This window comes from Stenotrophomonas sp. STEN009, from assembly GCF_056760395.1.
Genome location: NZ_JBRRES010000044.1, coordinates 17,539 through 30,390 on the forward strand (window position 1 = coordinate 17,539; position 12,852 = coordinate 30,390).

Annotated in this window: 7 protein-coding genes and 2 pseudogenes; 2 read left to right on the top strand and 7 right to left on the bottom strand. The window is 68.6% G+C overall.

The genetic code is table 11. The features are described from left to right. Positions 1-49: 49 nt before the first annotated feature. From ACVOMM_RS16650 to pilG, 5 genes and pseudogenes are all read right to left on the bottom strand, one after another. Positions 50-4,097: pseudogene (locus ACVOMM_RS16650) on the bottom strand (Hpt domain-containing protein); the annotation flags it as partial. A gap of 100 nt (positions 4,098-4,197) precedes the next feature. Then, complete coding sequence (locus ACVOMM_RS16655; RefSeq protein WP_481526515.1) at positions 4,198-6,234, bottom strand: methyl-accepting chemotaxis protein; 2,037 nt, start codon at positions 6,232-6,234, stop codon at positions 4,198-4,200. A gap of 41 nt (positions 6,235-6,275) precedes the next feature. Continuing rightward, a complete protein-coding gene (locus ACVOMM_RS16660) occupies positions 6,276-6,806 on the bottom strand; it encodes a chemotaxis protein CheW (protein WP_053518924.1) in 531 nt (176 codons plus the stop codon). Further along, complete coding sequence (locus ACVOMM_RS16665) at positions 6,806-7,168, bottom strand: response regulator (RefSeq protein WP_053518925.1); 363 nt, start codon at positions 7,166-7,168, stop codon at positions 6,806-6,808. The genes ACVOMM_RS16660 and ACVOMM_RS16665 overlap by 1 nt, the downstream gene beginning before the upstream one ends. A gap of 18 nt (positions 7,169-7,186) precedes the next feature. Beyond that, entirely contained in the window at positions 7,187-7,588 is a 402-nt protein-coding gene (pilG, locus tag ACVOMM_RS16670) for a twitching motility response regulator PilG (protein ID WP_005418455.1), read from the bottom strand. Between the two features lie 241 nt (positions 7,589-7,829). On the opposite strand from pilG, the gene gshB reads away from it, so the two are divergent. After that, a complete protein-coding gene (gene gshB / locus ACVOMM_RS16675; protein ID WP_065174786.1) occupies positions 7,830-8,777 on the top strand; it encodes a glutathione synthase in 948 nt (315 codons plus the stop codon). After that, a pseudogene (locus ACVOMM_RS16680) lies at positions 8,777-9,652 on the top strand (TonB family protein); the annotation flags it as partial. The gene gshB and the pseudogene ACVOMM_RS16680, both read left to right, overlap by 1 nt. 244 nt (positions 9,653-9,896) lie before the next feature. Here the strand turns inward: ACVOMM_RS16680 and tsaB are convergent. Then, a complete protein-coding gene (tsaB, locus tag ACVOMM_RS16685; protein WP_065174785.1) occupies positions 9,897-10,610 on the bottom strand; it encodes a tRNA (adenosine(37)-N6)-threonylcarbamoyltransferase complex dimerization subunit type 1 TsaB in 714 nt (237 codons plus the stop codon). 9 nt (positions 10,611-10,619) lie between these two features. Continuing rightward, positions 10,620-12,662, bottom strand: coding sequence for a DNA repair helicase YoaA (gene yoaA / locus ACVOMM_RS16690; RefSeq protein ID WP_481526516.1), 2,043 nt, complete (start codon positions 12,660-12,662; stop codon positions 10,620-10,622). Between the last annotated feature and the right edge of the window lie 190 nt (positions 12,663-12,852).

Genomic DNA, 12,852 nt, shown 5'->3' on the forward strand with positions numbered 1-12,852 from the left:
TCGGCAACAGGACCCTCGACCGGCGTGGAACCGCCCGGTCCGGCAGCGCCGCTGCCCTGGCCCGGCGCGTCTTCCATCTCGAAGAACGGTGACGGCAGCGCGGCGGCCGGCTGCGGATCGACCGCAGGCTCTGCAAGGGACTCCCCGGCATTCACCGTCGCCGGGGACGGCGGGTCGGCGCTCTCTCCTTCACCGACCGCCGTCTCCCCGCCGACGTCCGCATCCTCGGCGAAGGCCTCTGCCTCGCCCGGCGCGAGTTCGCTGGCCTGCAGGCCGAGCACGGACCACTGCCCGTCGTCGGCCGGAGTCTGCTCTTCGTCGATCACATGCAGGCCGGCCTCGAGCGCAGCTTCCAATGTGACCGGTTCCGCAAAACCCGGCGCAGCCATGTCATCCTGCAGGCTCGACAGCGTGCTGTCGAGTGGCAGTGCAGCAGCGTCATCACCCGCATCGAACCCTTCCACGTCATCCCACGACGTATTCAGGTCGATCGTTTCGGTGAACGCGGCGGCGTCCGCCGCCTCATCCGCATCACGGTCATCGACCGGCAGCGCACTGGCGTCCAGGTACGGCGACAGGTCATCCGCGCCTGTCAGCGCGGCGTCTTCGGCCAGCGCGGGGGGCGCATCGGCGACCACCGGCGACACGACCGCTGCGGATTCATCGGCAGCGGCCGCGACCGGTGGCAGCGTGGCCGCCGCCTCCTGCCCGGTAGCGCCCAGCGACGGCCAACCGGCGTCGAAGTAGCGCGAAAGGTCATCACTGGCCGTGAGCTCGCCCACGTCCAGGCCGTCCTTCGCCGGATCGGCTGCGGGCACGTCATGGGTGTCAGCAGGTGCACTGTCGATCCCGGCGTTGATTTCGGCGTCGATGTCGCTCTGCGCATCGGCAGGAAGCTGCGCGTCCACCTCGTGCGCAGGCTCTCCATCGGTCGCGAGCGCCTCTTCGTCATCCAGCCCCACCAGCGGCCAGCGCGCTTCCGGCAGTTCGCCGGCCAGGGCCTGCAGGCGCTGTACCAGCGCAGGCTGAGGCGCAATGCGCGGCTGCTCCGCCTGCAATGCTTCCATGGTCGCGGTAATGGCCTGCGCGGTCGCATCGAGCGCAGCAACACCGTCGTCGCCCGGCACCACATCGGCGGCCAGGGCCCGCTTGATATAGGATTCGGCGCCGCCCGTGACCGCCGTGATCTCCGGCACCTCGGTCATCGCGAAGGCCCCATTCATGGTGTGCACGGCGCGCAGCAGCGCATCGCTCACCGGCTGTGGTGCCTGCTGCGCCGAGCGCAGCCACGCCTGCAGGGTTGCCTGGTGGACCTCCACCTCGGCTTCGAGGATCTCGCGCAGCACGCTGTCGATATTGGCCGGAGTCCCCTCGACCGCGGTCGCGTTCCCGGCGTCGGCTGTCGTCGCCGCTTCCGCTTCGAGAATGCGGCTGATCTCGTCCTCGCCCTCTTCCGCCGCCGGCGCCACCGGTGCGGGCGCCGCAGCCGGCAGCGGCACGTAGAACGTCTCTTCGCCGGCACCCACGCGATCGGCGACGGCCTGCATCGCCTGCAGATCGACACTGATGCGCTGGCCATGACGCAGTGCGTCGCTCAGCTGCGGCAAGGCGGCATGCGCGTGATCAACCATCGCCAGCACGGCCGGCGTGGCCGGACGGCTGCCGTCAAGCACACGGTTGAGCATGCCTTCGATCTTCCACGCGAACTCGCCCAGCGTCCGCGCACCGACCAGGCGGCCGCTGCCCTTGAGGGTGTGGAAGATGCGGCGGATCGGCCGCAGCCGGTCCAGATTGTCCGGCTGCGCGTGCCATGCCGGCAGCAGCGTTCCGAGGTTGGCACGCTCGTCGTCGAACTCTTCCAGGAACACCTCGCGGATGTCCTCGTCGATGTTCTCCGCATCATCGTCGAAGCCGGCATCGAAGCCCGCTTCGGACGCAGCCGTGATCGCGACCGGCGCGTCGGCGGCCGATGGCATCGCCCGCGGGTTGAAGTCCTCCGCGGCGGCGCTCAGTTCAGCGAAGAACCGGGCATCGGCCTCGCTGAAATCGATCGGTGCGATGGTGTCGATCTCGATCAGGGCCACCGCCGGTGCTGCATCTGCGGCAGGCGACGCGTCCGCGGCGAGGGTGACCGGATCCGTTGGCTCCGCATCAACGCTGTCCAGCACCGGATGCAGGTCTGCTTCGTCTTCCAGCACCAGCGTTTCCATCGCATGCAAGGACAGCACGTCGTCGGCGTTGTCCAGTGCACCGGCGTCGAAACGGAATACGACCTCATCAGCCGCCACGTCCGCGGCGCCATGCTCGGCGGCCACCGGATCGAATACCGGCGCCGACGTGATGTCCGGTGTACCGGATCCGGACGCGAACGCCACCGTGTTGTCGCCGGAGACCGACGGTGCATCCGCCATGTCGTCCACCTGGGACAGCGTCCACTGCGGCACCTCGGCCGATATCGCATCGATCGTTTCGTCGCTGGCCAAGGCCGGCGCATGTGCATCATCCGCGTACCCGGCACCGACCTCCACAGCAGCCAGGTCCCATTGCGGCACGGCCGGGGCCGGTGCACTGGACGCGGCGAACACCAGCGAGCTACCGGCATCGGGCGTCGTCCCGGGTACCGCGACCGGTACCGACAACCCACCGAACATCAGCCCGTTGTCGGTCACTGGCGGTGCCAGCGGCGGATCGAAGACGAAGTCCGGCAGGGCGGCAGCCACACTGCCGGCGGCGGGCGCGGCCGTGCTCACATCGATGTCGACGTGGCCGGGCTGCAATGGCATCACCTGCAGGTCTACCGCCTCGCGCTCGACCGCTTGCACGCCCTGCGGCGCCTCGTCGATCGCGGCGCGCTCCGGCAGCGGCCAGTAGCGCAGCGCTTCCAGGCTGCTGCGGGTGATCTCCAGAATGTCCTCACGGCCCGGACGACGATCACGCAGGGCTTCGAGGTAGTACTCCAGGCTGGCCATGGCGTCGGCGAGCGTATCCAGCTGGCGCCCGCTGGGCACACGCCGGCGACCGATCAGCTCGGCGTCGATGTACTGCTGCACGCCGCGCAGGTAGTCGGCGGCAGTCCCCAGGTCGAGCATCCGCAGTGCACCGGCGACGTCGCCGAGCAGGCGCGGCACGTCCTGCAGTTCCGCGTGGTTCCAGCTGGTTTCGATGAACGCGACAAAGTGCTCGCGGGCCGCAGCGAAATTGGCGATGGCCTCGTGTGCCAGCACCTCGACGGTACGGCGGTTTTCCACGGCGGCAGGGTCATCCTCGCCGCTGCCATCCGCACCCAGATGGGCAACCTGGTCATCCAGCGACGCATCGACGTAGAGCAGCGCGCCGGCGATGTCCAGCAACAGGTTCTCGTCGATCTGCTGGCGGCCCTCGACCACGCCGCGCAGTGCGTCGCGCTGCTGCACGACCACGCCGCGGGCCACGCCCAGGCCCATCATGCCCAGCGTATCGGCCACGGCCCCCAGTTCGTCGGCCTGCGTCTGCAGCTGTTCTGCTGCACCGCCGGTGCGCAGATGCAGGTCCAGCGCATCCTTGATGCGCAGCAGCTCTTCCTTCACCGCGCTGCCGACCGTATCGAGCAGTTCGCGGTTGCGCCCGCTCAGGCTGCCGCGCGCATGGTCGAGCTCGGCTTCGGTGGCGGTGACGCTGTCGGGAGCGAACGCGAACAGGACACTCTCGTTGATGCCGGCCGCACCGCGCGCGGCGCGGATGTCATTGAGCAGCGGCAGCAGCACGATCGGAATGTCGCGGTGGCCGTTCTGCAGGCGCTCCAGATAGTCGGGCAGCAGCACGCTGCCGCGCATCAGCGTGGCGCAGGCCTCGTCACGATCAGACGCCTGGCCGCTGCCGATCGCATTGGCGAGCTGCTCCAGCTCCTCGGCCACCATTGCCGGGGCGTACAGTTCGACCATGCGCAGGGTGCCCTGCACCTGGTGCAGGTGGCCGGCGCAGATACGCATGCGGCTGGCATCGGACGGATCCTCGGCGTAGTACTCGACCTCGTTGCGCACCTGGCGCAGGGTCTCGTCCAGCTCGGGCTTGACCCAACCCAGCGCTGCGTGGCTCATCGCATCGCGCAGAGTGCTCATTGACAGGCTCCGGTCGCCGCCGCGCGAAGGCCGCGCTGGATCTGGCGTGGGGAATGGAAATGCTTCATCGACGGGTTCCTTGCTCTTCGCCCTGCCCGCGTCACGCCGGCAGCTTGAAGTCGGCGACCGAACGACGCAGGTCGGCAGCCAGCTGCGCGAGGTGGCCGATCGACTCCGCGGTCTGTCCGGCACCCTGTGAGGTCTGGCCGGTGATCTGGCGGATCACGCCCATCGTGCGGGTGATGTCCGACGCGGCTGCGGACTGCTGCTGGGCCGCGATGGAGATGTTCTTGATGAGGGTGTTCAGTGCATTGGACACGCGCTCGATCTCGGTCAGTGCCGTGCCGGCGTCTTCGGCCAGACGTGCACCGGACACCACTTCAGCGGTGGTCTGCTCCATCGAGGTGACGGCCTCGTTGGTATCGGCCTGGATGGCCTGCACCAGGTTCTCGATACGGCGCGTGGCGCCCGATGTGCGCTCTGCCAGGCGCTGCACTTCGTCGGCCACGACCGCGAAGCCGCGGCCCGCTTCGCCCGCCGACGCGGCCTGCACCGCTGCATTCAATGCCAGGATGTTGGTCTGTTCGGAAATGTCGTTGATCAGTTCCACGATCGAGCCGATCTCCTGCGACGACTCACCCAGGCGCTTGATGCGCTTGGAAGTTTCCTGGATCTGGTCGCGGATCTGGTCCATGCCCTGGATGGTCTCGCGGACCACGCCGGCCCCCTCGGCGGCAATCACCACCGAGCGCTGTGCCACGTCGGCCGATTCGGCCGAGTTGCGCGAAACCTGCTCGATGCTCGCTGCGATTTCGCCGATGCGGTCCGAGGCCGAGGTGATCTGGTTGGCCTGGTGGCCGGCTGCTTCTGCCAGCTGCATGGCCGTCGCCTGGGTTTCCTGGGTGGACAGCGCGACCTTGGCCGAGGTGTCGTTGATGGTCGTCACCAGGTGGCGCAGCTCGTCGACGGCGTAGTTGATCGCGTCGGCGATGGCGCCAGTCATGTCCTCGGTCACCGACGCCTTGACGGTCAGGTCGCCCTCGCCCAGCGAGGAGATTTCGTCCAGCAGGCGCATGATCGCCTGCTGGTTGCGGCTGTTGAACTCCACCTGGGTCTGGTAGCGCAGCTCCTGCTCACGCGAGCGGCTGCGCACGTTGGTGGAGACGAAACCGATGATCGCGATCAGCGACAGCGCACCGGACGCTACACCGATCCAGAAGTTCGGGAACAGGCGGGTATCGGACACCGAGCCGAACGAAGAGAAGGCTTCGAACAGCTTGCGGCTGTCATCCAGCATGTGCGCCGAGCCCTGGCCCAGCGCGGTGGCCGCCGACTGCGCGGCGAAAAGCTGGCGCGAGCTGGCCAGGATCGCATCGGCATCGGCCTTCATCGCCTGCCACTGGGTGTGCGACTGCTCCAGCGCGGCCACGGCGGCCGGGCCACGCACTGCGGTGATGCCCAGTTCCTCGTTGCCGTTGCGCAGGCCGTCGAGCACCTGCGAGAACACGGTGATGTCACGCGCCAGTGCGTCGCCCGCGGCGGCCGCCGAAGAGCCGCCCGCACGCATTTCGGTGACCCGTCGGGCCATCGAGCCGGCCACCACGACCTGCTGCAGCGCGCTGTATACCTGCGCGGCCGGCGCACCCGAAGCCGACATCGCGCGCACCACCTCGTTCAGCTGCGCCTGCAGCCCCGGCACCGCGCCAGTGAAGTTGTTGGCATTGCCGGCCAGGGCCAGCACCGCCGGCTCGCTGGCAACCAGCTGCCCGGCATGCTTGCCCAGCGGCGCCCAGGTTTCACCCAGCGTCGAGATCGCCCGCGACACGCCCGGTTCCTTGCCGTAGCGCCCCTGCAGCGTCGAGACATTCTGTTCGATCGCGTTGCGGGTGGCCTTGAAGGCAGTGAACGCCTGGGCATTGCCGCCCACCGCGTCACGCCCCTGGTTGGCCAGCTGCTGCGACAGCACCTGCAGGTCCGCGGCCTTGGAACCGGCATCGGCCAGGCGGCTGCCCTGCCAGGTCGCCACGCCGGTATTGACGCCGAACAGGATCATCGATGCCAGCAGCAGGGCCAGCCAGAGGTTGCTGCCGCCCAGCCGAAGCTTGCCGGTCTTGGTGGCGTCCGAAGCAGTACTCATCGTTCAACCTCGATCTTCAGTGCAGGGGGCGATGCCCGGCCTCAGGCCGCGGCTTGCCGGAATTCAGGAGTGCGCGACAGCAGCGAGAGCGAGAACACGCCCCAGTCCTGGCCGTCAGCATGGAAACCGCGCTCGACGAAGTGCCCGTAACGACCCTCGGCCAGGCTGCCGGCCTCGATCTGCTGGTCGGCTTCGAAGCTGCGCTGGCCGAACAGTTCGTCGATGGTCAGTGCGACGTCACCGCCGGCCTGGCGCATGATCAGCACGCGCTGCCCTTCCTGCTGCACGGTGCGTGTGCCTTCCAGGAAGTACTTCAGGTCGACCACCGGGAACAGGTTGCCGCGCAGGTTGCCCACGCCCAGCAGCCAGGGCTGCGCGCAGGGCACGGGCGTGACCGGCGGCATCGGCACGATCTCCACCACTTCGCGGAAATCGGACACCAGCCGGCGCTGGCCGACGCGATAGCCGACGCCTCGCCACAGGTCCTGGACGAATTGCCGGCCCGGCAGCTGCACCGCATGGGCCAGGCTGCGCCGTTCGTAGGCTTCGAGAATGTCGAAAGGCGAGCGCATCAGGCCACCAGTTCGTTGATCCGCGCGATCAGTTCATCCTCGCGCGGCGGCTTGACGATGTAGTCGGCCGCACCCTGGCGCAGCCCCCACGCCTTGTCGGTCTCCATCGCCTTGGTACTGACGATGATGACCGGGATGTGCCGGGTCGCGGCGTCGCGGGCCATCGCCCGGGTGGCCTGGAAACCGCTCATGCCCGGCAGGACCACGTCCATCAGCACCAGCTGCGGCACCTGGTCGCGGACAAGCTGCAGGCCATCCTCGGCGTTGTCCGCTTCCAGCACCTCGTGGCCGGCACGGCGCAGCCACTGGGTGAACACCGCGCGGTCGGTCGGTGAATCCTCGATCAGGACGATACGAGCCATTGTGCCTTTCCCCCCTGGTCAGGCGTTGACGTATGTGCGGATGGCACCCAGCAGTTCTTCGCGCGTAAAAGGCTTGGTCAGGTACTGCTCCGACCCGACGATGCGCCCCCGCGCCTTGTCGAACAGGCCATCCTTGGACGACAGCATGATCACCGGGGTCGCCTTGAACAGCTGGTTTCCCTTGATCAGCGCGCAGGTCTGATAGCCATCCAGACGCGGCATCATGATGTCGACGAAGATGATCTGCGGTTGCTGGTCGGCAATCTTCGCCAGCGCTTCAAAGCCGTCGGTGGCGGTGACCACCTCGCAGCCTTCGCGCTTGAGCAGCGTTTCCGCAGTCCTGCGGATGGTCTTCGAATCATCGATGACCATCACCCGGAGTCCTGCGAGTTCCCCGCCCGCAGTCGTGTTTTCAGTCATTGCCTATCCCCAAGCGCACGGCCCGGTCTCAGGCGGGGGCCGCTACGAAAGCGTATCTATATCGCACTTTCCGCGCCCGCTTCAAGGCCGGCCCATCACGCGGGCCGTGCTACCGGGCTGAACGTGACGGGGTTCGCATACGGTGCGCGGCCCGGGGGACGGACGCAGCGTTGCATCGCCGCGGGGAGGCGCACGGCGGGCGTTGCCGCTACCATCAACGCCTTGCCTGACAGGTGCGCCCATGCCGTTGAACGTCATCGTGGTGATGGACCCCATCGCCCACATCAAGATCGCCAAGGACACCACCTTCGCCATGCTGCTGGAAGCCCAGCGCCGCGGCCATGCCCTGCACTACGTGCGGCCGGGCGGACTGGCCCTGGAAGGTGGCGTGGCGGTGGCCCAGACCGCCCCGCTGCGGGTCCGCGACGACCCCGCCGGCTGGTACGAGCTGGGCGGGTTCACCCGCACCGAGTTCGGTCCCGGCCAGATCGTGCTGATGCGCAAGGATCCGCCGGTCGATGCCGAATACGTCTACGACACCCAGGTGCTGGACGTGGCCGCTGCGGCCGGCGCCTGCGTGGTCAACAATCCGCAGGGCCTGCGCGACTACAACGAGAAACTGGCCGCGCTGCTGTTCCCGCAGTGCTGTCCGCCGACCCTGGTCAGCCGCGACGCCAAGGCCTTGAAGGCCTTCGCACTGGAACATGGGCAGGCCGTGCTGAAGCCCCTGGATGGCATGGGAGGGCGCTCGATCTTCCGCAGCGGCCAGGGCGACCCGAACCTGAACGTGATTCTGGAAACGTTGACCGATGGCGGACGCAGGCTGGCGCTGGCACAGAAGTTCATCCCGGACATCAGTGCCGGCGACAAGCGCATCCTGCTGATTGACGGCGAGCCGGTCGACTACTGCCTGGCGCGCATTCCGCAGGGCGACGAGTTCCGCGGCAACCTGGCCGCTGGCGGGCGCGGCGAAGGCCGTCCGCTGAGCGAGCGCGACCGCTGGATCGCCGCGCAGGTGGGACCGGAAATGAAGCGCCGCGGCATGCGCTTCGTTGGCCTGGATGTGATCGGCGACTACCTGACCGAAGTCAACGTCACCAGCCCCACCTGCGTGCGCGAACTGGACGCGCAGTACGGCCTGAACATCGCCGGCACGCTGTTCGACGCGCTCGAGGCCGGCCTGCGCTGATGCCCGCCGCACCCGCCGTCCTGCCACCGCCGCCGCGCGAAGCGCAGCGGCTGGGTGCCACCCTCACCCTGTCGGTGCTGGTCCACGTCCTGCTGATCCTGGGGGTGGGTTTCGCCGTGAAGGGCGAGGCCCCACTGGTGCCCACGCTGGAAGTGATCTTCAGCCAGACCCGCACCGCGCTGACGCCGAAGCAGGCGGACTTCCTGGCCGCCGCCAGCCAGGAAGGCGGCGGTGACCACGACCGCGCGCAGCGTCCGCGCGACAACCAGGCCGGGATCGTGCCGCAGGCCCAGGCCGGGGTCAGCCCGGTGCCACAGCAGCAGCAATCCGCAGCGCCCGTGCCACCGCCGCAGGCCCGCGTGGTCAGCAGCCGCAATGGCCAGGACACGGTGGCACGTGCGCAGGCCCAGCCAACGCCACTGGAACCGGTGCCGGACGCACCGATGACCGCACGCGAGCAGCGCGATGCGGAGATGGCGCGGCTGGCAGCCGAGGTCCACCTGCGCTCGGCGCAGTACGCCAAGCGACCGAACCGCAAATTCGTCTCGGCCAGCACGCGCGAATATGCCTATGCCAATTACCTGCGCGCCTGGGTCGACCGCGCCGAGCAGGTGGGCAACCTGAACTATCCGGACGAGGCACGGCAACGCCGTCTCGGCGGCCAGGTGGTCATCAGCGTTGGCGTGCGTCGCGATGGCAGTGTGGAAAGCAGCCGCATCCTGCGTTCAAGCGGAACACCGCTGCTGGATGAGGCCGCGCTGCGGGTGGTGACGCTGGCACAGCCGTTCCCGCCGCTGCCGCGTACCGAGGAGGGAAGCGACATCCTGCTGGTCACCCGCAGGTGGGTGTTCGTGCCCGGGGGCGAAGGGCGCGACCACGGTTTGGGGGGTGTTGCCGGGGCCGGGGGCCCGGGACCCGCTGAAGGCAACGGCAACAGCAACGTCAACAGCAAAAGCAAAAGCAAAAGCAAAAGCGGCGGTCAGTGTAGTGACGCCTGGCGGGGCGGTGCCGGGCGGCGGGGACGCCGCAAGTACGTCCGTGTAGGCTTAGCCGCGGCATCCATGCCGCGGATACCCCGCCACCCGACACCGCCCCGCCTCTGACAGATCCCGGCCCCTCTCAGCCGTTGGCCTTCGCCTTGGCCTCGCGCGCGGCCTGCTGCTCGACCAGGGTCAAGGCCACGTTGTCGCGCAGGTAGGCCGGTTCCACCCTCTCCGGCGCGATGCCCTCGCCACGTGCCAAGGCCGGCACCGCCAACGCCAGCACGTCCGATGCCCGCGGCAGCGCCGCGGCGTCGAACCCCCGCAGGCCCGCCCCCAGCTGCGTGACCAGCGCGCCCTCGGCCGCACCGAATCCAGTGCCGACACCGAACACCGACAGATCGTCCGGCAACGCTACTGCGGCCGGTGCGCACACCCGCTCTGCATCGCACGGCATCGGCAGGCCGTCCACGCGCTCGAAACGCGCGACGTAGAGTTCGCCCATCCGTGCATCGATCGCCGACAGGATCTGCCTTTCTTCTGCCGGCGCACGCAGCGCCAGCACCTGCAGGGTCGATACCGGCAGCAGCGGACGGTCCAACGCCAGTGCGATGCCCTGGGCAAGGGCGATCGCCAGGCGCACCCCGGTGAAGGCACCCGGACCACGACTGAGTGCGATGCCATCGAGCTGGCGGCGGCTGATACCGGCCTCGGCCAGCAGCGCGTCGGCCCACGGCAGGCTCAGCTCGGCATGCCGACGCGGGGCGATCTCGAAGCGTTCCAGGACCTGCCCGTCTACGTGCAGGGCAACGGAACAGGCTTCGGTGGCGGTTTCAAAGGCGAGCAGTTTCATCGGGTCGGATCAGAACAGGGGGAACGTGCCACCCGGGGCGGGGTGCGTGGCCGCCACAGGGGCGTCCGGCGCTCCAGCATCGGTCGCGGGATGCCATTGTGGCGCAAAGAAGGACTGCACATCGGCCAGACTGCGGGTCCGGCGGAAAGGTGGCAGCGAATCGAGGAAGATCCGGCCATAGCCACGGTTGAGCAGCCGCGGGTCGCACAGCACCAGCACGCCGCGATCGCTCTCACTGCGGATCAGCCGGCCGACGCCCTGCTTCAGCGCGATCACGGCCTGCGGCAGCTGCTCGTCGCGGAACGGATTGCCCCCCTGGCTGCGGATCGCCTCCAGCCGCGCCTCGTAGACCGGATCGTCCGGCGCGGCAAAGGGCAGCTTGTCGATCACCACGACGCTCAATGCTTCGCCGACCACGTCCACCCCTTCGCGGAAACTGGCCGAGCCCAGCAGCACGCCGTTGCCGGAATCGCGGAACTGCTGCAGCAAGGTGGCGCGTGGCGCCTCGCCCTGCACGAACAGCGGCCACGGCCCATCGCGCAGCGCCTCGGCCGCTTCGCGCAGGGCCCGGTGCGAGGCGAACAGCAGGAATGCACGGCCCTGCGAGGCCTGCAGCACCGGCCGCAGGACCTGGATGAGCGAGGTGCCGAACCCCCGCGCGGCGGGATCGGGCAGGCCTTCGGGCAGGTAGCACAGTGCCTGCTCGGGCCAGTTGAATGGACTGGACTGGACCAGTGTCTGCGGATCATCCAGGCCGAGCCGGCGGGCGATGTGATCGAAGCCACCACCGACGGTCAGCGTCGCCGACGTGAAGATCCATGCGGCACGACTGCGCTCGCGATGCTCACGCAGCGGACCGGACACATCCATCGGCGTGCGCTGGCAGCGGAATCCGCGCGGGGTAAGCTCGTACCAGAGCACATCGGCGCTCGCCGCCTGCGCAGGGTCGGCATCGAAATCAAGCGCCGGTTCGTCATCGCCCAGCCAGCGCCCCAGACGCGATACCGCCTCGCGCGCACGTGCGTGGCAGGCATCGAGGCCTGCGGCGGCTTCGCGCAGCGGCTGCAGCGCCTGCTCCAGACTCACCAGACCGGTCATCACCGCATCAAAGCCATCGCGCACCTGCGGCATCGCCAGTGCGCGCCACTGCGTGCCGCGGGATGGCAGGCCATCCATTGCCGAGCGCAGCGCACGCAGTGCCTCCTGCAGCTGATCGACCGGCGCCTGCAGCGCTGACTGTGCGCCACCGACACCACGCGCCTCGGCCAGACAGTCCCGGCCCAGCTCCTGCCAGGGTCGCATGCCGAAGCCCTCACCGAAGAACTGCGCTGCCAGTTCAGGCAACTGGTGCGCCTCATCGATGACGAAGGCCTGTGCGCCCGGCAGCAGCTCTCCGAAGCCCTCCTGCTTCAGCGCAAGATCGGCCAGCAGAAGATGATGGTTGACCACCACCACATCCGCAGCCTGTGCGCGTTGCCGCGCGCGCACCACGAAGCAGTCATCCCAGAACGGACACTCGGTGCCCAGGCAGTTGTCGACGGTGGAGGTAACCATCGGCAGCAAGGGTGAGTCATCGGCCAGGCCTTCCAGTTCCGCGATGTCGCCATGTTCGGAACGACCGGACCAGGCCAGGATGCGCTGGAACTGCGCCGCCTGCTCCGGGCTGGAGAAGCGTGGCTCGCCACGCGCCTGCTGCAGGCGGTAACGGCACAGGTAATTGCTACGCCCCTTCAGCAGCGCGCTGCGCAGGCCGACCCCCAGTGCCTGGCGCACGCGTGGCAGGTCGCGATGGTAGAGCTGGTCCTGCAATGCACGGGTACCGGTGGAAATGATCGTACGCAGGCCGGACAACAGCACCGGCACCAGGTAGGCGAAGGTCTTGCCGGTGCCGGTGCCGGCCTCGGCCAGCAGCAGGTCGCGCTGCTGCAGCGCATCGGCGATGGCCTCGGTCAGGCGCAGTTGTGCCGGACGCGGGACGAAGGCATCCAGGTGCGAGGCAAGCGCGCCGCCTGCGCTGAGTGCTTCGCGGCTGGCGTGGACAAGGTCGGACATCAGACGGAAAGGATACCGGGCCGGGCGCTGCCCGGCACCCGTTTGTAGCGTCGAGCTTGCTCGACTGAACTGGAAGGGGTGCTGGCCGGGTTGTGGTGGAAGAACGGGGGGGAACCCAAAGCCGCGCGCCGGCGGCGGGTTTTAATTTTGGTTTAGACCCCAGGCCCCGCGCCAGGGTTGAAGGCCGCCG